The organism is Streptomyces pinistramenti (assembly GCF_020564935.1).
Taxonomy (GTDB): Bacteria; Actinomycetota; Actinomycetes; order Streptomycetales; family Streptomycetaceae; genus Streptomyces; species Streptomyces pinistramenti.
The window spans coordinates 136240-157593 of the sequence record NZ_JAJCXB010000011.1 but is presented as its reverse complement, the minus strand read 5'-3'; the positions used below and the strand labels follow the sequence as shown (position 1 = coordinate 157593).

Annotated in this window: 32 protein-coding genes; 2 read left to right on the top strand and 30 right to left on the bottom strand. The window is 67.7% G+C overall.

Annotation, left to right across the window (positions count from 1 at the left end; translation table 11 throughout):
• Positions 1-123 precede the first annotated feature (123 nt).
• The gene (locus tag LIU39_RS11370; RefSeq protein WP_227046505.1) at positions 124-1119 is read left to right on the top strand and encodes an esterase/lipase family protein; all 996 of its coding nucleotides are present in this window, start codon (positions 124-126) and stop codon (positions 1117-1119) included.
• 87 nt (positions 1120-1206) lie between these two features.
• Here LIU39_RS11370 and glmM read toward each other — a convergent pair whose 3' ends face one another.
• From glmM to LIU39_RS11350, 4 genes are all read right to left on the bottom strand, one after another.
• Complete coding sequence (gene glmM, locus LIU39_RS11365; RefSeq protein ID WP_227046504.1) at positions 1207-2565, bottom strand: phosphoglucosamine mutase; 1359 nt, start codon at positions 2563-2565, stop codon at positions 1207-1209.
• Positions 2566-2726: 161 nt separating this feature from the next.
• Positions 2727-3245, bottom strand: a complete 519-nt coding sequence (gene rpsI / locus LIU39_RS11360) for a 30S ribosomal protein S9 (RefSeq protein ID WP_227046503.1) — start codon at positions 3243-3245, stop codon at positions 2727-2729.
• Between the two features lie 41 nt (positions 3246-3286).
• A complete protein-coding gene (gene rplM / locus LIU39_RS11355; protein WP_227046502.1) occupies positions 3287-3730 on the bottom strand; it encodes a 50S ribosomal protein L13 in 444 nt (147 codons plus the stop codon).
• Positions 3731-4008: 278 nt separating this feature from the next.
• Complete coding sequence (locus tag LIU39_RS11350) at positions 4009-5637, bottom strand: ABC-F family ATP-binding cassette domain-containing protein (protein WP_227046501.1); 1629 nt, start codon at positions 5635-5637, stop codon at positions 4009-4011.
• A gap of 56 nt (positions 5638-5693) precedes the next feature.
• On the opposite strand from LIU39_RS11350, the gene LIU39_RS11345 reads away from it, so the two are divergent.
• Positions 5694-6545, top strand: coding sequence for a hypothetical protein (locus LIU39_RS11345; protein WP_227046500.1), 852 nt, complete (start codon positions 5694-5696; stop codon positions 6543-6545).
• Between the two features lie 43 nt (positions 6546-6588).
• On the opposite strand, the gene truA is transcribed toward LIU39_RS11345, so the two are convergent.
• The 26 genes from truA to rplV all read right to left on the bottom strand — a co-directional run bounded on the left by truA (position 6589) and on the right by rplV (position 21347).
• The gene (truA, locus tag LIU39_RS11340; RefSeq protein ID WP_227046499.1) at positions 6589-7440 is read right to left on the bottom strand and encodes a tRNA pseudouridine(38-40) synthase TruA; all 852 of its coding nucleotides are present in this window, start codon (positions 7438-7440) and stop codon (positions 6589-6591) included.
• 79 nt (positions 7441-7519) lie between these two features.
• Positions 7520-8011, bottom strand: coding sequence for a 50S ribosomal protein L17 (gene rplQ, locus LIU39_RS11335; RefSeq protein WP_227046498.1), 492 nt, complete (start codon positions 8009-8011; stop codon positions 7520-7522).
• A gap of 126 nt (positions 8012-8137) precedes the next feature.
• Entirely contained in the window at positions 8138-9160 is a 1023-nt protein-coding gene (locus LIU39_RS11330; RefSeq protein WP_003956430.1) for a DNA-directed RNA polymerase subunit alpha, read from the bottom strand.
• A gap of 107 nt (positions 9161-9267) precedes the next feature.
• Entirely contained in the window at positions 9268-9894 is a 627-nt protein-coding gene (gene rpsD, locus LIU39_RS11325) for a 30S ribosomal protein S4 (RefSeq protein WP_227046497.1), read from the bottom strand.
• A gap of 26 nt (positions 9895-9920) precedes the next feature.
• Positions 9921-10325: a 30S ribosomal protein S11 gene (gene rpsK / locus LIU39_RS11320; protein WP_004571845.1), complete on the bottom strand. Its 405-nt coding sequence runs from the start codon at positions 10323-10325 to the stop codon at positions 9921-9923.
• 96 nt (positions 10326-10421) lie between these two features.
• On the bottom strand, positions 10422-10802 hold the full coding sequence (gene rpsM / locus LIU39_RS11315) for a 30S ribosomal protein S13 (protein ID WP_006604894.1): 381 nt from the start codon (positions 10800-10802) through the stop codon (positions 10422-10424).
• Between the two features lie 199 nt (positions 10803-11001).
• The gene (rpmJ, locus tag LIU39_RS11310; RefSeq protein WP_003956441.1) at positions 11002-11115 is read right to left on the bottom strand and encodes a 50S ribosomal protein L36; all 114 of its coding nucleotides are present in this window, start codon (positions 11113-11115) and stop codon (positions 11002-11004) included.
• A gap of 59 nt (positions 11116-11174) precedes the next feature.
• Positions 11175-11396 carry a translation initiation factor IF-1 gene (gene infA / locus LIU39_RS11305; protein ID WP_003956442.1) on the bottom strand — a complete coding sequence of 74 codons (222 nt, stop codon included), beginning with the start codon at positions 11394-11396 and terminating at the stop codon, positions 11175-11177.
• Positions 11397-11612: 216 nt separating this feature from the next.
• The gene (map, locus tag LIU39_RS11300; protein WP_227046496.1) at positions 11613-12455 is read right to left on the bottom strand and encodes a type I methionyl aminopeptidase; all 843 of its coding nucleotides are present in this window, start codon (positions 12453-12455) and stop codon (positions 11613-11615) included.
• Positions 12456-12603: 148 nt separating this feature from the next.
• On the bottom strand, positions 12604-13257 hold the full coding sequence (locus LIU39_RS11295) for an adenylate kinase (RefSeq protein ID WP_227046495.1): 654 nt from the start codon (positions 13255-13257) through the stop codon (positions 12604-12606).
• Positions 13257-14570: a preprotein translocase subunit SecY gene (secY, locus tag LIU39_RS11290; RefSeq protein WP_227046494.1), complete on the bottom strand. Its 1314-nt coding sequence runs from the start codon at positions 14568-14570 to the stop codon at positions 13257-13259. Before secY ends, LIU39_RS11295 begins: the two co-directional genes overlap by 1 nt.
• A 230-nt stretch (positions 14571-14800) precedes the next feature.
• Complete coding sequence (rplO, locus tag LIU39_RS11285) at positions 14801-15256, bottom strand: 50S ribosomal protein L15 (protein WP_227046493.1); 456 nt, start codon at positions 15254-15256, stop codon at positions 14801-14803.
• A gap of 1 nt (position 15257) precedes the next feature.
• Positions 15258-15440, bottom strand: coding sequence for a 50S ribosomal protein L30 (gene rpmD, locus LIU39_RS11280; protein WP_227046492.1), 183 nt, complete (start codon positions 15438-15440; stop codon positions 15258-15260).
• Positions 15440-16042: a 30S ribosomal protein S5 gene (gene rpsE / locus LIU39_RS11275; protein WP_006604888.1), complete on the bottom strand. Its 603-nt coding sequence runs from the start codon at positions 16040-16042 to the stop codon at positions 15440-15442. The genes rpmD and rpsE overlap by 1 nt, the downstream gene beginning before the upstream one ends.
• 46 nt (positions 16043-16088) lie before the next feature.
• A complete protein-coding gene (rplR, locus tag LIU39_RS11270) occupies positions 16089-16472 on the bottom strand; it encodes a 50S ribosomal protein L18 (RefSeq protein ID WP_227046491.1) in 384 nt (127 codons plus the stop codon).
• 3 nt (positions 16473-16475) lie between these two features.
• Positions 16476-17015 carry a 50S ribosomal protein L6 gene (gene rplF / locus LIU39_RS11265; RefSeq protein ID WP_227046490.1) on the bottom strand — a complete coding sequence of 180 codons (540 nt, stop codon included), beginning with the start codon at positions 17013-17015 and terminating at the stop codon, positions 16476-16478.
• Positions 17016-17037: 22 nt separating this feature from the next.
• Entirely contained in the window at positions 17038-17436 is a 399-nt protein-coding gene (rpsH, locus tag LIU39_RS11260) for a 30S ribosomal protein S8 (protein ID WP_227046489.1), read from the bottom strand.
• 240 nt (positions 17437-17676) lie between these two features.
• Positions 17677-17862, bottom strand: a complete 186-nt coding sequence (locus tag LIU39_RS11255; protein ID WP_004571834.1) for a type Z 30S ribosomal protein S14 — start codon at positions 17860-17862, stop codon at positions 17677-17679.
• Between the two features lie 2 nt (positions 17863-17864).
• A complete protein-coding gene (gene rplE / locus LIU39_RS11250) occupies positions 17865-18425 on the bottom strand; it encodes a 50S ribosomal protein L5 (protein ID WP_227046488.1) in 561 nt (186 codons plus the stop codon).
• Positions 18425-18748, bottom strand: coding sequence for a 50S ribosomal protein L24 (rplX, locus tag LIU39_RS11245; RefSeq protein WP_227046487.1), 324 nt, complete (start codon positions 18746-18748; stop codon positions 18425-18427). Before rplX ends, rplE begins: the two co-directional genes overlap by 1 nt.
• A 3-nt stretch (positions 18749-18751) precedes the next feature.
• The gene (gene rplN / locus LIU39_RS11240) at positions 18752-19120 is read right to left on the bottom strand and encodes a 50S ribosomal protein L14 (RefSeq protein WP_003974257.1); all 369 of its coding nucleotides are present in this window, start codon (positions 19118-19120) and stop codon (positions 18752-18754) included.
• Between the two features lie 128 nt (positions 19121-19248).
• A complete protein-coding gene (gene rpsQ, locus LIU39_RS11235; protein WP_030589651.1) occupies positions 19249-19530 on the bottom strand; it encodes a 30S ribosomal protein S17 in 282 nt (93 codons plus the stop codon).
• Positions 19530-19754 (bottom strand): 50S ribosomal protein L29, encoded by a 225-nt coding sequence (rpmC, locus tag LIU39_RS11230; RefSeq protein WP_030074787.1) that lies wholly within the window; start codon positions 19752-19754, stop codon positions 19530-19532. Before rpmC ends, rpsQ begins: the two co-directional genes overlap by 1 nt.
• Positions 19754-20173, bottom strand: a complete 420-nt coding sequence (rplP, locus tag LIU39_RS11225; RefSeq protein ID WP_004571829.1) for a 50S ribosomal protein L16 — start codon at positions 20171-20173, stop codon at positions 19754-19756. Before rplP ends, rpmC begins: the two co-directional genes overlap by 1 nt.
• 5 nt (positions 20174-20178) lie before the next feature.
• Complete coding sequence (gene rpsC, locus LIU39_RS11220; RefSeq protein ID WP_227046486.1) at positions 20179-21000, bottom strand: 30S ribosomal protein S3; 822 nt, start codon at positions 20998-21000, stop codon at positions 20179-20181.
• Positions 21000-21347: a 50S ribosomal protein L22 gene (gene rplV / locus LIU39_RS11215; RefSeq protein ID WP_030619142.1), complete on the bottom strand. Its 348-nt coding sequence runs from the start codon at positions 21345-21347 to the stop codon at positions 21000-21002. Before rplV ends, rpsC begins: the two co-directional genes overlap by 1 nt.
• Between the last annotated feature and the right edge of the window lie 7 nt (positions 21348-21354).

Below are 21354 nucleotides of genomic sequence, written 5' to 3'. Positions count from 1 at the left end.
CGGACGCACCCCCGCCGCCATCCGGCCTGCCCCGAACCCCTCCGGCGCACCCCCTCGTTAGCAGTCCGCCGGGCTCCCCGGCACGCCAGGACCCGGCCTGCCCACCCCCCACCTGGAGGCCCCATGAAACGCACCCCCGCGCGCCGCCGCCCACTGCGCCGCTGGGCCCTCGCCGCCGGCACCGCCCTGTGCCTGGGCGCCGCCCCCCTCGCCGCCACCGGCACCGCCCAGGCCACGCCCGCCCCCCCGACCGCACGGCCCGCCACCGTCGACGGACCCCCGTACCCCGTGGGCGACCTCGGCACCGCCGTACACAATTTCCTCGCCCGCCCGGACACGGTCGACGGCGCCAACGACTGGACGTGCAAGCCCACCGCGCGCCACCCCCGGCCGGTCGTCCTCACCCACGGCACCTTCGCCAACTCCGGAGCCAACTGGGTCGCGCTCGCCCCGATGCTCGCCAACGAGGGCTACTGCGTCTACACCCTCAACTACGGCATGAACCACCTGTCGATGGGCCGGATCGGCGGGCTGGCCGACATCGGCGACTCGGCCAAGGCCCTCGGCGCCTTCGTCGACAAGGTGCTCGCCGCCACCGGCGCCGACAAGGTCGACGTGGTCGGCCACTCGCAGGGCGGCATGATGCCGAATCAGTACCTCAAGCGGCTGGGCGGCGCCGCAAAGGTCCGCACCCTGGTCGGCATCGCGCCGAGCAACCACGGCACCACCCTCGACGGCCTGGTCGGCCTCGGCAGCACGATGAACGCACTCGGCTTCGTCAACAGCTTCCTCGACGTCACGGGGCTGACCGCGCTCAAGCAGCAGGCGGCCGGATCGGACTTCCAGAACGCCCTGTGGAAGGACGGCGACACCGTGCCCGGCGTCCGCTACGTCGTCATCCAGACCCGGCAGGACAAGGTCGTCACGCCCTACACCAACGCCTTCCTGCACGGCGAAGGCGTGACCGACGTCCTCCTCCAGGACCAGTGCCCCGACGACAAGGTCGGACATGCGGGCCTCTTCCTGGACAGCCCCGCCCTGCAGAACGTCATGAACGCGCTCGGCCCCGCCGACCCGCACTTCCGTCCCACCTGCACCGGCTACGGCCCCGCGGCCTGACACCAGGTCAACTCCCGGCAGCACAAAGGGCCTTCCTCCCCCGCCCGGGGAAGGAAGGCCCTTCGGTACAGCGTCCGGCCCGCCGGATCAGCCCAGCGCCGACTTCACCGCGTCCGCCAGCCGCTCGGCGACCGCGCGGGCCTGCTCGATGTCGGCGGCCTCCACCATCACCCGCACCAGCGGCTCCGTACCGGAGGGCCGCAGCAGCACCCGCCCGGTCGCGCCCAGCTCACGCTCCGCCTCGGCGACCGCGGCGGTCAGCGCGGGCGAGGTCGTGACCCGCGACTTGTCGACGTCGGGGACGTTGATCAGCACCTGCGGCAGCCGCTCCATGACCCCGGCCAGCTCGTCGAGCGGACGGCCGGTCGCCGCGACCCGGGCCGCGAGCATCAGGCCGGTCAGCGTGCCGTCCCCGGTGGTGGCGTGATCCAGCACGATGACGTGCCCGGACTGCTCGCCGCCCAGCGCGAAGCCGTTCGCCTTCATCGCCTCCAGGACGTACCGGTCGCCGACCGCGGTCGCCACGAAGTCGATGCCCTCGCGCTCCATCGCCAGCTTGAAGCCCAGGTTGGACATGACGGTGGCGACGACGGTGTTCTTGCGCAGCGCACCGGACTCCCGCATACCGAGCGCCAGCACGGCCAGGATCTGGTCGCCGTCGATCTCGTTGCCCGCCCGGTCCACGGCCAGGCAGCGGTCCGCGTCACCGTCGTGCGCCACCCCCAGATCGGCGCCGTGCTCGACGACCGCGGCGCGCAGCAGGCCCAGGTGGGTGGAGCCGCAGCCGTCGTTGATGTTCAGGCCGTCGGGGTCGGTGCCGATGGTGACGACGTCGGCGCCGGCCCGCGCGAACGCCTCGGGCGAGACCCGCGCCGCCGCGCCGTGCGCACCGTCGATGACGATCTTCAGGCCGTCCAGGCGGTTGGGGAGGACGCCGACGAGATGCGCGACGTAGTTGTCGAAGCCCTCGTCGTAGACGGTGACCCGGCCGACACCCGCCCCGGTGGGACGCTCCCAGGGCTCGCCCGCGCGGTGCCCGCGGTAGGTCTGCTCGATGCGGTTCTCCAGCTCGTCGGCGAGCTTGTGACCGCCGCGGGCGAAGAACTTGATGCCGTTGTCGGGCATCGGATTGTGGCTGGCGGAGAGCATCACACCGAGGTCCGCACCGAGCGACCCGGTCAGATACGCCACCGCCGGGGTCGGCAGCACGCCCACCCGCAGCACGTCCACACCGGCGCTGGCCAGGCCCGCCACCACCGCGGACTCCAGGAACTCACCGGACGCCCGCGGATCTCGCCCGACCACGGCCACCGGCCGGTGCCCCTCGAACGTGCCCGCCTCTGCGAGTACGTGCGCCGCAGCGACCGACAGACCGAGCGCCAGCTCCGCCGTCAGATCCGCATTGGCGACACCGCGCACCCCGTCCGTTCCGAAGAGTCGTCCCACTGGTGTCCTCCGAGTATCTGAGCTTGGTCCAGAGTGTGGAATCCAGGTATACGCCCCCGGCGTCCAGATATACGCCCCGGCCCCGGATAGCCGAACGCCCCGGCAGCACGGAAAGTGCCACCGGGGCGTTCGCCAAGTGCTGCATGTCGCAGCGAGCGCGCTTAGCGCTTGCTGTACTGCGGCGCCTTGCGGGCCTTCTTCAGACCGGCCTTCTTGCGCTCGACCGCACGGTCGTCGCGCTTGAGGAAGCCGGCCTTCTTCAGCGTGCCGCGGTTGTTCTCGACGTCCGCCTCGTTCAGCGCACGGGCGACGCCCAGACGCAGCGCACCGGCCTGGCCGGAGATGCCGCCGCCGGAGATGCGGGCAACCACGTCGTAGCGGTTGTCCAGTTCGAGCACCTTGAAGGGCTCGTTGACTTCCTGCTGGTGCACCTTGTTGGGGAAGTAACCCTCAAGGGTGCGACCGTTGATCTTCCACTGACCGGTGCCCGGAACGATCCGGACGCGGGCGATGGCGTTCTTGCGACGGCCCAGGCCGGCAGCCGGCTGCGGGTCGCCGAAGCGGGAGGCGAGGGACTCGGAGGTGTACTCACCCTCCACGACCTCGGTCTCGGTGGTGTATTCCTCGACGGCCGCCTCGTCGTTCTCGATGACGGGGGTCTCGGGAGTGGTCTCGGCCACGATGCTCCTCAGATTCTTTTCGTCTTAGGGGGTGGCCGGACTTACTGCGCGACCTGGGTGATCTCGAACGGGACCGGCTGCTGCGCAGCGTGCGGGTGCTCGGCGCCCGCGTAGACCTTCAGCTTCGAGAGCATCTGACGGCCGAGGGTGTTCTTGGGGAGCATGCCCTTGATGGCCTTCTCGACGGCCTTCTCGGGGTTCTTGTCGAGCAGCTCGTCGTAGCGGACGGACCGCAGACCACCCGGGAAACCCGAGTGACGGTAGGCCATCTTCTGGCTCCGCTTGTTACCGGACAGGTGCACCTTGTCGGCGTTGACGATGATGACGAAGTCACCCATGTCAACGTGCGGCGCGTACACCGGCTTGTGCTTGCCCCTCAGGAGGGACGCGGCCTGGGTGGCCAGACGGCCCAGGACAACGTCCTGCGCGTCAATGATGTGCCACTGGCGCTGGACATCGCCGGGCTTGGGGCTGAACGTACGCACGGTCGTAGCCTTCGCTTCTTCAGTGATGGGGTCACCCCGTACCCGCGAGGGTCCGGAGGACGGGGTCCTGTACTGGACACCCGGTCGATCGCACCAGCACTGGCAGCACTACGGGTGACGCAACCCGATCGTCCGCCGCTGGTTCATCGGCCCGGTGGCCGGCGTAAGGGCCCCTCACGTGAGATAGAGCAAGCCAATACGCATAACGAACCAGCAGAATACCGGCCTGCACCCAGCCGGGTCAAAACGCGCCGGGCGAACCGGGCCGGACCCGGCGCCTACCGCGCCCGCTCCACCCGCCGCTCGTCCCACACCGGCTCCGCCGTCTCCCGCACCAGGCCGTCCGACCCGAAGACCAGATACCGGTCGAAGGACCGCGCGAACCACCGGTCGTGCGTCACCGCCACCACCGTCCCGTCGTACGCCTCAAGGCCCTCCTGCAGCGCCTCGGCGCTCTCCAGGTCGAGGTTGTCCGTCGGCTCGTCCAGCAGCAGCGCGGTCGCGCCCGCCAGCGCCAGCAGCAGGATCTGGAAACGGGCCTGCTGGCCGCCCGAGAGCCGCTCGAAGCGCTGCTCCGCCTGCCGCTCCAGCTCGTACCTGCGCAGCGCGCTCATCGCCTTGCCGCGGTCCTTGGCGTGCTCGGTCCACAGGATGTCCAGCAGGGTGCGGCCCAGCAGCTCGGGATGCGCGTGCGTCTGCGCGAAGTGCCCGGGAACCACCCGCGCGCCCAGCTTCCAGGCGCCGGAGTGCGCGACCGGATTCCCGGTGTCCCCGGCCAGCAGCCGCAGGAAGTGCGACTTGCCCGAGCCGTTGGACCCCAGCACCGCGACCCGCTCGCCGTAAAAGATCTCCAGGTCGAACGGCCGCATCAGGCCGGTCAGCTCCAGGCCCTCGCAGGTGATCGCGCGCACGCCCGTCCGGCCGCCCTGGAGCCGCATCGTGATGTCCTGCTCACGCGGCGGCTCCGGCGGCGGGCCCAGCTCCTCGAACTTGCGCAGCCTGGTCTGCGCCGCGTGGTAGCGCGAGGCCAGCTCGTGGCTGTTCTCCGCGGCCTGGCGCAGATTGCGCACCAGCTTCTTCAGCTGCTCGTGCTTCTCGTCCCAGCGCCGCCGCAGCTCCTCGAAGCGCGCGAACCGCTCCTTGCGCGCCTCGTGGTACGTCGCGAAGCCGCCGCCGTGCACCCAGACGTCCGACCCGGCGGGCCCCGGCTCGACGCTGACGATCTTGTCGGCGGCCCGCGCCAGCAGCTCCCGGTCGTGGCTGACGAACAGCACCGTCTTCTTCGTCTCGCGCAGCCGCTCCTCAAGCCAGCGCTTGCCCGGCACGTCCAGATAGTTGTCCGGCTCGTCCAGCAGCAGCACCTCGTCGTTGCCACGCAACAGCGACTCCAGGACCAGCCGCTTCTGCTCGCCGCCGGACAGCGTGCGCACCTGCCGCCACTGCGCCTTCTCGTACGGCATCCCCAGCGCCGCCATGGTGCAGATGTCCCAGGCCGTCTCGGCTTCGTAGCCGTGCGCCTCCGCCCAGTCGCTGAGCGCCTGCGCGTAGCGCATCTGCGCGGCCTCGTCGTCCACCGTCATGATCGCGTGCTCGGCCTCGTCCACCGCGGCGGCCGCCTGGCGCAGCCGCGGCTGGGCCACCGACACCAGCAGATCGCGCACCGTACGCTCGTCCCGTACCGAGCCGACGAACTGCGGCATCACGCCGAGCCCGCCGCTGACCGTGACCGCACCGCCATGCGGCTGCAACTCCCCCGCGATCAGCCGCAGCAGCGTCGTCTTGCCCGCGCCGTTGGCCCCCACCAACGCGACCGAGGCCCCTTCCCCCACCCGGAAGGAGACGTCCCCGAGCAGGACCCTCCCGTCCGGCAGGTAGTACTCCAGATGCCCGGCCTCCACATGTCCCATGAAGCGGATTGTCACCGGAGACCGCCGATTTCCCCAAGCGGATTAGGATGCGCGGCATGAGCTTTGGGCATGGGGGGCCGTTCGACGGCCCCGGGGGAACCGGTTCCACCCCGGACTGGGAAGCGCTGGCCGAGGAGAGCGAAGCGGGCGCCAAGCGAAAGCGCTGGCTGCTGATCGGCGGCGGCGCCCTGGCCACCGTCGTCGTGGCGGGCATCGTCGCCGCCGCGGTGGTCAGCAGCAACAGCGGCGGCTCCGACGCCAAGCCGACGGCGCACGGCTCCGCATCGGGCTCGGCCATCGAACCGGACGCACCGCACCCGTCCTTCTCCGACGTCTCCGTCCCGCCGCCGCCGAACCCGCGGGACTACATCAGCGACCCGAAGAAGGACAAGGCGCCCTTCACACCCGCCACCCTCTTCCCGGACAAGAAGATGGTCATCGGCGACCACACCTACCCGCGCGCCGCGACCGCCGCCTCCAAGGACTGCACCGAAGCCGCCCAGGGCGCACTCGGCTCGCTGCTCAAACACAGCGGCTGCACGTCCCTGCTGCGCGCCACGTACGCCAAGGACGGCGTCGCGGTCACGGTCGGCGTCGCGGCCTTCGACTCCCCCGCGGCCGCCGCCCACGTCAAGGACAAGGCCCCCAACAACCTCGCCCCGCTGGCCGGCGGCGATGTCGGCGGGTCCTTCTGCCGCGGCACGGCCTGCCGGATGACGACCAACGCCACCGGCCGCTACGCCTACTTCACGATCTCCGGCTACCTCGACGGCAAGCGCACCACCGGCGCCTCCGCCCCGGTGATACAGATCGGCAGGGACGGCGAGTCCTACGCGTTCGCCCGGATCATCCAGCGCGGCAAGTACCAGGCGGCGAAGGCCGCCCAGGAGCAGGCCACCCACTCCTGAGCCCGGCGTGCGGGGCGGCCGCCTGCCGCCCCGCCCCGGCGCCTCAGCAGCAGCCGGCCCCCGGCAGCGTCCGCTTGTTGCGCGCCTCCAGATTGCGCGCCATCAGCAGCTCGTCGGCCGGATAGCCGACCTCTTCGAGCGTCAGCCCGTGCGGCCGCACCACATGCACCGCCGAGTCCCGCACCCCCGCCGCCAGCACCTTGCCCGGCCATTCCACCGGCCGGTGCCCGTCGCCGACGAACAGCAGCGCGCCCACCAGCGAACGCACCATGTTGTGGCAGAACGCGTCGGCCCGCACCGTCCCGGTCAGCACCCCGGCCGCGTCCCGCACCCAGCTCAGCTCCTGGAGCGTACGGATCGTCGTCGCCCCCTCCCGCCGCTTGCAGTACGCCGCGAAGTCGTGCTCGCCCAGCAGCGCCTGCGAGGCCGCGTTCATCGCCTCGACGTCCAACTCCCAGTCGTGCCACAGCACATGGCCGCGCAGCAGCGGATCGACGCCCCCGGGGTGATCGGTCACCCGGTACGCGTACCGCCGCCAGATCGCCGAGAACCGCGCGTTGAAGCCGTACGGCGCCTCGGCGACCCGCCACACCCGTACGTCCTTCGGCAGCCGCCCGGCCAGCCGGCGCAGCAGCCGCTCGCCGTGCTCGGCCCACACCGCCTCCGGCAGATCCACGTGCGCCACCTGACCGCGCGCGTGCACCCCGGCATCGGTCCGCCCGGCGACGGTCAGCTCGAACGTCTCGTCCGACCGGGTCACCGTCCGCAGCGCGGTCTCCAACTCCCCCTGGACGGTGCGCCTCTCGCGCTGCTTCGCCCAGCCGGAGAAGTCCTTGCCGTCGTACGAAAGATCCAGCCGCACCCGGACGCACCCGGGCTCCACCTCATCGCTCACGCATCGATCCTCTCAGAGCGGACAAACGGAACGGGCCCGCTCCCCGAAGGGAACGGACCCGTCCGCAGACTCAGCGGCCTCAGGCGTCCTTGGACTCCTCGGCCGGCACCTCGGCGGCCTTGGCCTCGGCGGCCTCGTCCTTCTTCAGCGCGTCTTCCTTGACCGCACGCTTGGTGGCGGCCTCGGCCTCACCGGTGGCCTGCTGGGCCACGGTCAGGGCCTCCACCAGCTCGATGACGGCCATGGGAGCGTTGTCGCCACGGCGGTTACCGATCTTGGTGATGCGGGTGTAGCCACCCGGACGGTTCTCGAACCGCGGGCCGACCTCGGTGAAGAGCGTGTGCACGATGCTCTTGTCCGAGATGAGCTGCATGACCTGGCGGCGGTTGTGAAGGTCACCCTTCTTCGCCTTGGTCACCAGACGCTCGGCGTACGGGCGCAGACGACGGGCCTTGGCCTCGGTCGTCGTGATGCGGCCGTGCTCGAAGAGCGCGGTGGCCAGGTTGCGCAGCATCAGACGCTCGTGCGCAGCGCTGCCGCCCAGACGGGCACCCTTGGCGGGCTTCGGCATGGTGTTTCTCCTTCATTGCTGCACCGGCCGTATCAGGTACCGGTGTCAGTTCCCACGAGGCGGCCGCCCCGCGGAAGATTTCATGCGGCCGGGCCCGGGGACGTACCCCGGGCCCGGCCGTACGACTCAGTACTGCTCGGTCTCCACGAAACCGGCGTCCGCGTCGTCGTCGGCGCCGAAGGCGTCGGCGGCGGCGGTCGGGTCGAATCCGGGCGGGCTGTCCTTGAGCGCCAGGCCCATGCCGGCCAGCTTCGCCTTGACCTCGTCGATCGACTTCGCGCCGAAGTTGCGGATGTCGAGCAGGTCCGCCTCGGAGCGGGCCACCAGCTCGCCCACCGAGTGGATGCCCTCGCGCTTGAGGCAGTTGTAGGAGCGGACCGTCAGCTCCAGCTCCTCGATCGGCAGCGCCAGATCGGCGGCGAGCGCGGCGTCCGTCGGCGACGGGCCCATGTCGATGCCCTCGGCGTCGATGTTCAGCTCGCGCGCCAGGCCGAACAGCTCGACCAGGGTCTTACCGGCCGACGCCATGGCGTCACGCGGCCGCATGGCCTGCTTGGTCTCGACGTCGACGATCAGCTTGTCGAAGTCGGTGCGCTGCTCGACACGGGTCGCCTCGACCTTGTACGTGACCTTGAGCACCGGCGAGTAGATGGAGTCGACCGGAATCCGGCCGATCTCCTGGCCCACCTGCTTGTTCTGGACGGCGGAGACGTAGCCGCGACCGCGCTCGACGGTCAGCTCCATCTCCAGCTTGCCCTTGCCGTTGAGCGTGGCGAGGACCAGGTCGGGGTTGTGGACCTCGACACCGGCCGGCGGGGCGATGTCCGCGGCGGTGACCAGACCGGGGCCCTGCTTGCGCAGGTACATGACCACGGGCTCGTCGTGCTCGCTGGAAACGACCAGCTGCTTGATGTTCAGGATGAGGTCGGTGACGTCCTCCTTGACACCCGGCACGGTGGTGAACTCGTGCAGGACGCCGTCGATACGGATGGACGTGACCGCCGCACCCGGAATCGAGGAGAGGAGCGTACGACGCAGGGAGTTGCCGAGGGTGTAACCGAAGCCCGGCTCCAGCGGCTCGATCACGAACCGCGAACGGTACTCGTCGACGACCTCTTCGGTCAGCGACGGACGCTGAGCGATAAGCATGTGTGCATCCTTCAGTCGTGGGCGCCCGCTATTTGACGCCCTCTGTACACAAGGGTACGGGCGGTACGGCTCCGAAGAGCCTGTACCGCCCGAGCCCGCTGCCCTACTTACTTGGAGTAGAGCTCAACGATCAGCTGCTCCTGCACCTGGGTGTCGATCACCTGGCGCTCGGGCATGCTGTGCACGAGAACCCGCAGGTTCGACGGGATCGCTTCCAGCCACGCCGGAACGGTCCTCTCGCCGGCCTCGGCCTGCGCCACCGCGAACGGGGTCAGGTTCCGGGAGCCCTCGCGGACCTCGATGATGTCGTTCGCGGACACACGAGCCGACGGAATGTCGGTCTTGCGGCCGTTCACGTTGATGTGTCCGTGACGCACCAGCTGACGGGCGTGGTCGCGGGACTTGGCGAAGCCGGCCCGGTAGACCACGTTGTCGAGGCGGGTCTCAAGGATGCGCAGAAGGTTCTCACCGGTCTTGCCGGTCTTCTGGTTCGCTTCCTTGTAGTAGTTCACGAACTGCTTCTCAAGGACACCGTAAATACGGCTGCACTTCTGCTTCTCACGAAGCTGGAGCAGGTACTCGCTGTCCTTGGTGCGCCCGCGACCGTGCTCACCCGGGGGGTAAGGACGAATCTCGATCGGGCACTTTGCGCTCTCGCACTTGCTCCCCTTGAGGAAGAGCTTCTGCTTCTCCCGACGGCAACGCTTGCAGTCGGCCCCGGTGTAACGCGCCATATTGTTTTGTCTCCTACTTCAGCTGGTCAGACGCGGCGACGCTTGGGCGGGCGGCATCCGTTGTGCGGAGTGGGGGTGACGTCCTGGATCGAACCCACCTCCAGGCCGGTGGCCTGGAGCGAGCGGATCGCGGTCTCACGACCGGAGCCGGGGCCCTTGACGAAGACGTCGACCTTGCGCATGCCGTGCTCCTGCGCGCGACGGGCAGCCGACTCGGCGGCCATCTGCGCGGCGAACGGAGTCGACTTACGCGAACCCTTGAAGCCCACGTGACCGGCCGAAGCCCAGGAAATCACGTTGCCGGTCGGGTCGGTGATCGAAACGATGGTGTTGTTGAACGTGCTCTTGATGTGAGCGTGCCCGTGGGCGACGTTCTTCTTCTCCTTGCGGCGCACCTTCTTGGCGCCGGCCGTACGGCCCTTCGGAGGCATTCATTACTCCCGTGGAGGTGGTCGGTCCTACAGCGAAGACCGCTTGGGGGGCCAAGGGGGAAGTCCCCCGGAGGCCACAGTGCGTCCTGCTGAGGACTACTTCTTGCCCGGCTTCTTCTTGCCGGCAATCGCGCGACGCGGGCCCTTGCGGGTACGGGCGTTCGTGCTGGTGCGCTGGCCGTGGACCGGAAGGCCACGACGGTGACGCAGACCCTGGTAGCAGCCGATCTCGACCTTGCGGCGGATGTCGGCCTGGATCTCGCGACGGAGGTCACCCTCGGTCTTGAGGTTGTTGTCCACGTACTCGCGGATCTTGACCAGGTCTTCCTCGGCCAGGTCGCGGACCCGGGTGTCCGGGTTCACGCCGGTGGCGGCGAGGGTCTGCTGCGACAGCGTGCGCCCGATGCCGAAGACGTAGGTGAGGGCGACCTCCACGCGCTTTTCACGCGGGAGATCAACGCCTGCGAGGCGTGCCATTGATGTGGCTCCTGATGGCTATTCGGAGGTCTTCCGCAGCACCGTTCCCGTAAGACTCTGCTGAATTACGAGCCGGGCCCCGGCCTCCGAGCCGGGGGTGTCGTCCCCACGCGACAGATGCGGGGGTCGGGTGACTGCGTATGTACGTGTTTACGTGCGTCGCGCGAAAAACTGCGAAATGCAGGTTGGTCGGCGTGCGTCAGCCCTGGCGCTGCTTGTGGCGCAGGTTGTCGCAGATGACCATGACCCGGCCGTGACGGCGGATCACCTTGCACTTGTCGCAGATCTTCTTGACGCTCGGCTTGACCTTCATGGGTGTGAGGTTCTCCGGGTCAGTGCCGTCGCCCCACGGGAGCGGGGCGGCGACAAGATCTACTTGTAGCGGTAGACGATCCGGCCACGCGTCAGGTCGTACGGAGAGAGCTCCACCACGACCCGGTCATCCGGGAGAATACGGATGTAGTGCATCCGCATCTTGCCGCTGATGTGCGCGAGGACCTTGTGACCGTTCTGGAGCTCTACCTTGAACATCGCGTTCGGCAGAGACTCGATCACGGTGCCCTCGATCTCGATGGCACCTTGCTTCTTGGCCACGCTTCGCCTTTCGAATCGGCTACCTTGATCAACTCTCCTGCGTGGGCCGCTCCGAGAAGCAGGCACACGGATGCACGAGAGCCGACGCGTCAGTCTACGTCAGCGCCACCGAAAAGACGAATCCACGATTATTGCCCACCCGGGGAGATCCTTACGCCACCGCACCGCCATCGGCCCGTCGCCGCGCCCCTGACGGACAGCGGCCGGGCCCCCGGATCAGGCGCCCGCGAGCGGATCCGGCGCGGCCTGAATGCCCAGCTCCGCCAGCTTCGCCTTGCCGCCGTCCACCGCGGTCAGCACCAGCGGGCCCTCTTCGGTCAGCGCCACCGAGTGCTCCCAGTGCGAGGACCAGCCGCCGTCGTTCGACTTGACCGTCCAGTCGTCCTCCAGCACGTGCGTCTTGGCGGTACCGAGGTTGACCATCGGCTCGATCGCGAGGCAGAAGCCCGGCACCAGCTTCGGGCCGCGGCCGCGCTTGCGGTCGACGTAGTTCAGCAGGTGCGGGTCCATGTGCATCTGCGAGCCGATGCCGTGGCCGCCGTAGTCCTCGACGATGCCGTACTTGCCGTTCGAGGGGCGCGGCTGCCGGCGGATGTAGCCCTCGATCGCCTTGGAGATGTCCACCAGCCGGTTGCCCTTGCCGACGGCCGCGATGCCGGCCCACATCGACTCCTCCGTCACCCGGCTCAGCTCGACCAGCTCCGGGGAGTGACCGGTGCCGACGAACGCGGTGTACGCGGCGTCGCCGTGCCAGCCGTCGATGATGGCGCCGCAGTCGATGGAGATGATGTCGCCGTCCCGCAGGACCGTCTCCGTGTCGGGGATGCCGTGCACCACGACGTCGTTCACCGACGTGCAGACCGTCGCCGGAAAGCCGCCGTAGCCAAGGAAGTTCGAGGTGGCGCCGTGCGCGGCGAGCACCTTGCGGGACACGTCGTCCAGATCCTTGGTCGTCGCGCCCGGCACCGCGGCCTCACGGGTCGCCGCGTGAATGGCGGCGACCACCAGCCCCGCCTCGCGCATCTTCGCGATCTGCTCCGGGGTCTTGATCTCCACCATGGCGAATAACGCCTTCCTGAACCGACGATGACGACATCTGCGTCCTTTGCCCGGCCGACCGCCGGACGGGCGCGCCCGCCCCTCATACACGATACGGCCGCGCCGCCCTCGCCGGGCAACGCGGCCGTACCGGAGTGTGTGTGCGGCCTTACGCGCCGCGACCCAGTGCGGTCATGGACCGCTGGGTGACCTCGTCGACCTTGCCGAGGGCCGGAATCGTCACGACGAGTTCCTGGTCCTTGTAGTAGTCGATGATCGGCTCGGTCTCCGAGTGGTAGACCTCCAGGCGCTTGCGCACCGTGTCCTCATGGTCGTCGTCGCGCTGGTACAGCTCGCCGCCGCAGACGTCGCAGACGCCCTCGGTCTTCGGCTTGCTGTACTCGGCGTGGAAGACGTGCGCGGAGTTCTTGCGGCAGATGCGCCGGCCGGCGATCCGCTTGACGACCTCGTCCTCGGGGACCTCCAGGTCGAGCACCGCGTCCAGCGCGATGCCCTTGCCCTTGAGGTAACCGTCGAGCGCCTCGGCCTGCTTGAGGTTCCGCGGGAACCCGTCCAGCAGGAAGCCCCCGGCCGCGTCCGACTGCTCCAGGCGGTCCTCGGCCATGCCGATCGTGACCTCGTCCGGCACCAGGTTCCCGGCGTCCATGTAGGACTTCGCCTGCACTCCCAGGGGCGTGCCCTGGCTGATGTTGGCGCGGAACAGGTCGCCCGTGGAGATGTGCGGGATCTGGAGGTTCTTGGCAAGGTACGCAGCCTGCGTACCCTTACCGGCCCCCGGGGGTCCGACGAGGACGATTCGCATCAGCGGAGGAACCCTTCGTAGTTGCGCTGCTGAAGCTGGCTCTCGATCTGCTTCACGGTCTCCAGACCCACACCCACGATGATCAGGATGCTCGTCCCACCGAACGGGAAGTTCTGTTGCGTGTTGAACAGCACCAACGCCACTGTTGGCACGAGAGCGATCAGCCCCAGGTACAGCGAGCCCGGCCACGTGATCCGGTTGAGCACGTAGCTGAGGTACTCGGCCGTCGGGCGACCAGCCCGGATGCCCGGGATGAAGCCACCATACTTCTTCATGTTGTCGGCAACTTCTTCGGGGTTGAAGGAGATAGCCACGTAGAAGAAGGCGAAGAACACGATCAACAAGAAGTACGTAACGATGTAAACCGGGTGATTGCCCTTGGTGAAGTTGGTGCTGATCCACTCCGCCCAGCCCGCCGTCGAACCGCTGAACTGCGCGACCAGGGCCGGAATGTAGAGCAACGACGACGCGAAGATGACGGGAATCACACCCGCCTGGTTCACCTTCAACGGGATGTACGTGGACGTACCGCCATAGGAACGGCGACCGATCATGCGCTTCGCATATTGGACCGGAATGCGGCGCTGGGCCTGCTCCACGAAGACCACCAGGGCGACCATGGCAAGACCCACGACGATCACGGCGAAGAACTCGATCCAGCCGTCGGCCAGCTTGCCCTGGACCTTGATCTGCCAGAGGGCGCCCGGGAATCCGGCGGCGATCGAGATGAACATCAGGATGGACATGCCGTTGCCGATACCGCGGTCGGTGACCAGCTCACCGAGCCACATGACCATGGCCGTACCGGCGGTCATCGTGATGACCATCGTGATGGTGGTGAAGATGGAGTTGCTCGGCACGATCTCGCTGGCGACCGGGCAGCCCTTGAAGAGCGCGCCGCTGCGGGCGGTGGCCACCAGGCCGGTGCCCTGCAGGATCGCCAGCGCCACGGTCAGATAGCGGGTGTACTGGGTGATCTTCGCCTGACCGGTCTGCCCCTCTTTCTTGAGGGCCTCCAGTCGTGGAATGACCACGGTCAGCAGCTGGAGAATGATGCTCGCCGTGATGTACGGCATGATGCCCAGCGCGAAGATCGTGATCTGCAGCAGCGCACCACCGCTGAACATGTTCACCAGGGCGAACAACCCGCTGTTGCCGCCGGCCTGCTTCATGCAGGTCTCGACGTTCGCGTAGCTCACCCCGGGGACCGGGATATGCGCACCGATCCGGTAGAGCACGATGATGCCCAATGTGAACAGCAGCTTCTTGCGCAGGTCGGGCGTCTTGAACGCTCGGGCGAACGCGGTGAGCACGGTGCCTCCTGCGCCTCCCGCCTCGTGGGCGAGAGGTGACGGTCTTGAGGATCGACGAATAGAAAGTGGCCAAACGCCGCACGGCCGGAGCCGTACGGCGGGGGTCCGGTGCTCTCCCCCAGGAAAACACTGCACCGGCAAGCCACCTTACCGGCGACCGTACCCCCGTGGAACGACCAACCGGGGATGCCCCAAACGATGGGCATCCCCGGTCAGTTGAACCAACGAACTCAGATGAGTTCGGTGACGGTGCCGCCGGCAGCGGCAATCTTCTCCTTGGCGGAGCCGGAGACGGAGTCCACCGTCACCTGCAGTGCCACGGAGACCTCGCCGGCGCCGAGCACCTTGACGAGCTCGTTCTTGCGCACCGCGCCCTTGGCGACCAGATCGGCCACCGTGACCTCGCCACCCTGCGGGTAAAGCGCGGCCAGCTTCTCCAGGTTCACGACCTGGAACTGCTTGTGGGCGGGGTTCTTGAAGCCCTTCAGCTTCGGGAGGCGCATGTGGAGGGGCATCTGCCCGCCCTCGAAGCGCTCCGGAACCTGGTAACGGGCCTTCGTGCCCTTGGTACCACGACCAGCGGTCTTACCCTTGGACGCCTCACCACGACCCACACGGGTCTTGGCGGTCTTGGCGCCCGGGGCGGGCCGGAGGTTGTGGACCTTCAGCGGGTTCTGCTCCGCCATGTCAGTCGACCTCCTCAACCGTCACGAGGTGGCGGACGGTCTGCACCATGCCGCGGAACTCGGGACGGTCCTCCTTGACAACCGAGTCGTTCAGGCGCTTGAGCCCGAGCGACCGCAGGGTGTCACGGTGGTTCTGCTTGCTGCCGATGTAGGACTTCGTCTGCGTGATCTTGAGGTGCGCCATTACGCGGTCACCCCGGCACGCGCACGCAGCAGGGCTGCGGGAGCAACGTCCTCCAGCGGCAGGCCACGACGGGCCGCGATCTCCTCGGGGCGCTGAAGGCCCTGAAGCGCGGTCACCGTGGCGTGCACGATGTTGATCGGGTTCGACGAACCGAGCGACTTGCTCAGGACATCGTGGATGCCCGCGCACTCCAGAACGGCGCGCACCGGGCCACCGGCGATCACACCGGTACCGGGGGAAGCCGGCTTGAGCAGGACAACGCCCGCAGCCTTCTCGCCCTGGATGGGGTGGGGGATGGTGCCCTGGATACGGGGGACCTTGAAGAAGTTCTTCTTGGCCTCTTCCACGCCCTTGGCGATGGCAGCCGGAACTTCCTTGGCCTTGCCGTAACCGACACCTACGGTGCCGTCACCGTCGCCCACCACGACCAGCGCGGTGAAGCTGAAACGACGACCACCCTTGACAACCTTGGCGACACGGTTGATCGCGACAACGCGCTCAACGTATGCGGTCTTCTCGGCGGCAGCGCCACCGTCGCGACCCTTCCGGTCCCGCCGCTCGCCGCCACCGGCACCGCTTCCGCGGCGCTGGGGTCCAGCCATTGGATTTACCTCTCTCTGTTACGTCCGCTAGCTCCGGAACCGGGGCTTAGAACTTCAGCCCGGCTTCGCGGGCGGCGTCCGCCAGAGCGGCAATGCGCCCGGCGTACTGGTTGCCACCGCGGTCGAACACGACGGCCTCGACGCCGGCGGCCTTGGCGCGCTCAGCGACCAGGGCACCGACCTGCTTGGCCTGGTCGCCCTTGCTGCCTTCACCGCCACGGATCGACGCGTCCAGGTGCGACGCCGACGCGAGCGTGTGGCCCGCGATGTCGTCGATGACCTGGGCGGTGATGCCGCGGTTGGAACGCGTCACGACCAGACGCGGACGCGCCGGCGTACCCGCAATCCGCTTACGGATGCGGATGTGGCGCCGCTTGAGGGCGGCACCCTTACGGGCATTGCCCTTCGCGATCTTCACACCGTATGCCATGGCTTACTTACCAGCCTTTCCGACCTTGCGGCGGATGACCTCGCCGGCGTACTTGACGCCCTTGGCCTTGTACGGGTCAGGCTTGCGCAGCTTGCGGATGTTCGCCGCAACCTCGCCGACCTTCTGCTTGTCGATGCCCTCGACGCTGAGCTTGGTCGGGGACTCGACCTTGAAGGAGATACCCTCGGGCGCCTCGACGACGATGGGGTGGCTGTAGCCCAGGGCGAACTCCAGGTTGGAGCCCTTCGCCTGGACGCGGTAGCCGACACCGCTGATTTCGAGCGCCTTGCTGTAGCCCGTGGTCACGCCGGTGATCATGTTCGCCACCAGCGTGCGGGACAGGCCGTGGAGGGCCTTGTTCTGACGCTCGTCGTTCGGGCGCGAGACGGTGATGAAACCGTCCTCACCCTTGGCGACCTCGATGGGCGCGGAAACGGTGTGCGAGAGGGAACCCTTGGGGCCCTTCACCGCGACCGTCCGGCCATCGATGGTGACGTCCACACCAGCGGGAACCTGGATGGGCAGCTTGCCAATACGCGACATTAGCTATTCCTCCGTTCCCTGGTTACCAGACGTAGGCGAGGACTTCCCCACCCACGCCCTTCTTGCTGGCCTGCTGACCGGTCAGGAGACCGTGGGACGTGGAGATGATCGCCACGCCCAGGCCACCGAGGACCTTCGGCAGGTTGGTGGACTTTGCGTAGACCCGCAGGCCCGGCTTCGAAATCCGCTTGATGCCGGCGATCGAGCGCTCGCGGTTCGGGCCGAACTTCAGCTCGAGGGTGAGGTTCTTGCCGACCTCGGCGTCCTCGACCTTCCAGCCGGTGATGTAGCCCTCCTGCTGGAGGATCTCCGCGATGTGCGACTTGATCTTGCTGTGCGGCATCACGACGGTGTCGTGGTACGCCGAGTTCGCGTTACGCAGACGGGTCAGCATGTCTGCGATGGGATCAGTCATGGTCATGAATTGGCCTTCGGCCTCTCTCGCCGGGGTTTCCTATGTGCGCCATCCCTCTCCCCGATCAGAGTCGGGACGGGTGCGGCGCGGGGACCTACGGCGTAGTAAGCGACGTTATGCGGGCGGTGTGCCCGCGGTCGGTCTCGGGCGGCGGGGCGCCCAACCCTTCTACCCTACGGGACAAAGGGCGGGGCGCCTGCCGACCGGATGCTTACCGAGAGCTTCCGGGTGAACCCAACTAGGGGTTTACCAGGAGCTCTTGGTCACGCCCGGCAGCTCGCCACGGTGAGCCATCTCACGAAGGCACACGCGGCAGAGGCCGAACTTGCGGTAGACGGAGTGCGGCCGGCCGCAGCGCTGGCAACGCGTGTACGCGCGCACAGCGAACTTCGGCTTGCGGGCCGCCTTAGCAATCAGGGCCTTCTTCGCCACGGTCAGTTCTCCTTGAACGGGAAGCCGAGGTGACGAAGCAGGGCACGGCCCTCATCGTCGTTCTGGGCGGTCGTCACCACGGTGATGTCCATGCCCCGGACCCGGTCGATCTTGTCCTGGTCGATCTCGTGGAACATGACCTGCTCCGTGAGACCGAAGGTGTAGTTGCCCCGGCCGTCGAACTGCTTCGGGGACAGACCACGGAAGTCGCGGATGCGCGGCAGCGCGAGCGACAGCAGGCGGTCCAGGAACTCCCACATGCGGTCACCACGGAGGGTGACGTGGGCACCGATCGGCTGGCCCTCGCGCAGCTTGAACTGCGCGATGGACTTACGGGCCTTGGTGACGGCCGGCTTCTGGCCGGTGATCGTGGTGAGGTCCTTGATGGCACCGTCGATCAGCTTGGAGTCGCGGGCGGCGTCGCCCACACCCATGTTGACCACGATCTTGGTCAGACCGGGGATCTGCATGACGTTCTCGTACGAGAACTCGTCACGCAGCTTTCCGGCGATTTCTTCGCGGTAGCGCTGCTTGAGGCGCGGCGCGTTGGTGGTGGCAGTCATCAGATGTCCTCACCGGTCCGCTTGGCAACGCGGATCTTGTTGCCGTCATCGTCGAAGCGGTAACCGACGCGGGTGACAACCTTGTTGCCGTCCTTCTCCACAACCAGCTGAACGTTGCTGACGTGGATCGGGGCCTCGGTCGTGACGATGCCGCCGGTCTGCGAACCGCGAGCGGTCTGGCCGGCCTTGGTGTGCTTCTTGACCCGGTTGACACCCTCGACCAGGACACGGTCCTCGCGGGGGAAGGCCGCGATGACCTTGCCCTGCTTGCCCTTGTCCTTACCGGTGATGACCTGGACCAGGTCGCCCTTCTTGATCTTCATCGGTTACAGCACCTCCGGCGCGAGCGAGATGATCTTCATGAACTTCTTCTCGCGCAGCTCACGGCCCACGGGGCCGAAGATACGGGTGCCGCGGGGGTCGCCATCGTTCTTGAGGATGACGGCCGCGTTCTCGTCGAAGCGGATGTACGAGCCGTCCGGACGGCGGCGCTCCTTGACGGTGCGAACGATGACAGCCTTGACGACGTCACCCTTCTTCACGTTGCCACCGGGGATCGCGTCCTTCACGGTGGCGACAATGACGTCACCGATGCCCGCGTAGCGGCGACCCGAACCACCGAGAACACGGATGGTGAGAATTTCCTTCGCACCCGTGTTGTCGGCGACCCGAAGTCGCGACTCCTGCTGGATCACGTCTATCTCCTGATCGTCTGCCGGTTCCCGGCAGGGACTTCAGCGAAGTCCCTGCCGAGCCTGGCGGAACTGACCTGAGGGGTAACCCCCACAGGCGGTATCTCTCGGAACTCCCTTACGGGAAATCCCTACTTGGCCTTCTCAAGGATCTCGACGATGCGCCAGCGCTTCGAGGCGGACAGCGGCCGGGTCTCCATCAGGAGGACGCGGTCGCCGACACCAGCGGCGTTCTGCTCGTCGTGCGCCTTGAGCTTGTTGGTACGGCGGATGACCTTGCCGTACAGCGCGTGCTTGACACGGTCCTCGACAGCGACGACGACGGTCTTGTCCATCTTGTCGCTGACGACGAGACCCTCGCGGGTCTTGCGGAATCCGCGCTCGTTCGTCTCAGTCACATTCTTCTCGCTCATCAGGCGCTCTCCACCGTCTCGATGCCCAGCTCGCGCTCACGCATCAGGGTGTAGATCCGGGCGATGTCCTTACGGACGGACTTGAGCCGACCGTGGTTCTCAAGCTGTCCGGTCGCCGCCTGGAAGCGGAGGTTGAACAGCTCCTCCTTGGCCTCACGAAGCTTGCCGACGAGGTCCTCGTCATTCAGCTCGCGCAGCTCGGTCGCCTTGATACCGGCCGCCATCACGACTCACCTGCCTCGCGCCGCACGATGCGGCACTTCATCGGAAGCTTGTGGGCGGCGCGGGTCAGCGCCTCCTTGGCAACCTTTTCGTTCGGGAAGGACAGCTCGAACATCACCCGACCGGGCTTGACGTTCGCGACCCACCACTCCGGAGAACCCTTACCGGAACCCATGCGGGTTTCGGCCGGCTTCTTCGTGAGCGGGCGGTCCGGGTAAATGTTGATCCAGACCTTGCCGCCACGCTTGATGTGACGGGTCATCGCGATACGAGCGGACTCGATCTGACGGTTCGTCACGTAAGCCGGGGTGACGGCCTGGATGCCGTACTCACCGAAGGCCAGCTCGGTGCCACCCTTGGCCATGCCGTTGCGCTTCGGGTGGTGCTGCTTGCGGTGCTTGACCCTGCGAGGGATCAGCATGTCGGTCAGGCCTCCGTTCCGGGGGTCTCCGCCGGAGCAGCGGCAGCGGCCTCGGCCTTGGGGGCCTCGGCAGCGGCGTTCTGCTGCGGCTTGCGGCCGCGGCCGCCACGCTCGCCACCGCGGCGCGGGCGGTCGTTGCCGCCACCACGCGCCGGGCGGTTGCCCGCACGGGCGGCAGCGTTCTCCGCACGAACCTCGGCGATGTTCTTGACGTCGCCCTTGTAGATCCAGACCTTCACGCCGATGCGGCCGAAGGTGGTCTTGGCCTCGAAGAAGCCGTAGTCGACGTTCGCACGGAGCGTGTGCAGGGGCACACGGCCCTCGCGGTAGAACTCCGAGCGGGACATCTCGGCACCGCCGAGACGGCCACCACACTGGATCTTGATGCCCTTGGCGCCGGCCTTCATCGTCGACTGCATGCTCTTACGCATGGCGCGACGGAAGGAGACGCGGGAGGACAGCTGCTCGGCGACGGCCTGGGCCACCAGCTGAGCGTCCACCTCGGGGTTCTTGACCTCAAGGATGTTCAACTGGACCTGCTTGCCGGTCAGCTTCTCCAGTTCGCCACGGATGCGGTCGGCCTCGGCGCCACGGCGGCCGATGACGATGCCCGGACGAGCGGTGTGGATGTCAACGCGGACGCGCTCACGGGTGCGCTCGATCTCCACCTTGGAGATACCGGCGCGCTCCATGCCCTTCGTCATCATGCGACGAATGGCGACGTCTTCCTTGACGTAGTCCTTGTACAGCTTGTCGGCGTACCAACGCGACTTGAAGTCGGTGGTGATGCCGAGCCGGAACCCGTGCGGGTTAACCTTCTGGCCCATTACCGGGTTCCTTCCTTGCTGCTGACGACCACGGTGATGTGGCTGGTCCGCTTGCGGATCCGGTAGGCACGGCCCTGGGCGCGCGGACGGAACCGCTTCAGGGTCGGGCCCTCGTCGACGTACGCCTCGGAGATGACGAGGCTGTCGGCGTCGGTGTGGTCGTAGTTGTGCGCGGCGTTGGCAATGGCGCTGTCCAGCACCTTGCCAACCGGCACGCTCGCGGCCTGCGGGGCGAAACGCAGGACCGCCTGAGCCTCCGTGGCATCCATGCCACGGATAAGGTCCACCACGCGGCGGGCCTTCATGGGCGTGACGCGGATGTACCGCGCCTGGGCCCTGGCTTCCATGGTTGTC

Excerpts from the sequence above, each read along its gene's own strand:
- rpsH (WP_227046489.1), bottom strand. The coding sequence starts at position 17,436 with ATGACCATGACTGATCCCATCGCAGACATGCTGACCCGTCTGCGTAAC.
- rpsC (WP_227046486.1), bottom strand. The coding sequence starts at position 21,000 with ATGGGCCAGAAGGTTAACCCGCACGGGTTCCGGCTCGGCATCACCACC.
- rpmC (WP_030074787.1), bottom strand. The coding sequence starts at position 19,754 with ATGGCGGCCGGTATCAAGGCGACCGAGCTGCGCGAGCTGAATGACGAG.
- rpsM (WP_006604894.1), bottom strand. The coding sequence starts at position 10,802 with ATGGCACGCCTCGCAGGCGTTGATCTCCCGCGTGAAAAGCGCGTGGAG.
- rpmJ (WP_003956441.1), bottom strand. The coding sequence starts at position 11,115 with ATGAAGGTCAAGCCGAGCGTCAAGAAGATCTGCGACAAGTGCAAGGTG.
- rplP (WP_004571829.1), bottom strand. The coding sequence starts at position 20,173 with ATGCTGATCCCTCGCAGGGTCAAGCACCGCAAGCAGCACCACCCGAAG.
- rpsQ (WP_030589651.1), bottom strand. The coding sequence starts at position 19,530 with ATGAGCGAGAAGAATGTGACTGAGACGAACGAGCGCGGATTCCGCAAG.
- rplF (WP_227046490.1), bottom strand. The coding sequence starts at position 17,015 with ATGTCGCGTATTGGCAAGCTGCCCATCCAGGTTCCCGCTGGTGTGGAC.
- rplV (WP_030619142.1), bottom strand. The coding sequence starts at position 21,347 with ATGGAAGCCAGGGCCCAGGCGCGGTACATCCGCGTCACGCCCATGAAG.
- LIU39_RS11350 (WP_227046501.1), bottom strand. The coding sequence starts at position 5,637 with ATGGGACATGTGGAGGCCGGGCATCTGGAGTACTACCTGCCGGACGGG.
- LIU39_RS11345 (WP_227046500.1), top strand. The coding sequence starts at position 5,694 with ATGAGCTTTGGGCATGGGGGGCCGTTCGACGGCCCCGGGGGAACCGGT.
- rpmD (WP_227046492.1), bottom strand. The coding sequence starts at position 15,440 with ATGGCGCACCTCAAGATCACGCAGACGAAGTCCTACATCGGCAGCAAG.
- map (WP_227046496.1), bottom strand. The coding sequence starts at position 12,455 with ATGGTGGAGATCAAGACCCCGGAGCAGATCGCGAAGATGCGCGAGGCG.
- rplR (WP_227046491.1), bottom strand. The coding sequence starts at position 16,472 with ATGGCATACGGTGTGAAGATCGCGAAGGGCAATGCCCGTAAGGGTGCC.
- rpsK (WP_004571845.1), bottom strand. The coding sequence starts at position 10,325 with ATGCCTCCGAAGGGCCGTACGGCCGGCGCCAAGAAGGTGCGCCGCAAG.
- rplO (WP_227046493.1), bottom strand. The coding sequence starts at position 15,256 with ATGGCGGAGCAGAACCCGCTGAAGGTCCACAACCTCCGGCCCGCCCCG.
- rplE (WP_227046488.1), bottom strand. The coding sequence starts at position 18,425 with ATGACTGCCACCACCAACGCGCCGCGCCTCAAGCAGCGCTACCGCGAA.
- rplX (WP_227046487.1), bottom strand. The coding sequence starts at position 18,748 with ATGAAGATCAAGAAGGGCGACCTGGTCCAGGTCATCACCGGTAAGGAC.
- rpsD (WP_227046497.1), bottom strand. The coding sequence starts at position 9,894 with ATGGCGCGTTACACCGGGGCCGACTGCAAGCGTTGCCGTCGGGAGAAG.
- rplQ (WP_227046498.1), bottom strand. The coding sequence starts at position 8,011 with ATGCCGAAGCCCGCCAAGGGTGCCCGTCTGGGCGGCAGCGCTGCGCAC.
- rpsE (WP_006604888.1), bottom strand. The coding sequence starts at position 16,042 with ATGGCTGGACCCCAGCGCCGCGGAAGCGGTGCCGGTGGCGGCGAGCGG.
- LIU39_RS11370 (WP_227046505.1), top strand. The coding sequence starts at position 124 with ATGAAACGCACCCCCGCGCGCCGCCGCCCACTGCGCCGCTGGGCCCTC.
- LIU39_RS11295 (WP_227046495.1), bottom strand. The coding sequence starts at position 13,257 with ATGCGAATCGTCCTCGTCGGACCCCCGGGGGCCGGTAAGGGTACGCAG.
- LIU39_RS11330 (WP_003956430.1), bottom strand. The coding sequence starts at position 9,160 with ATGCTTATCGCTCAGCGTCCGTCGCTGACCGAAGAGGTCGTCGACGAG.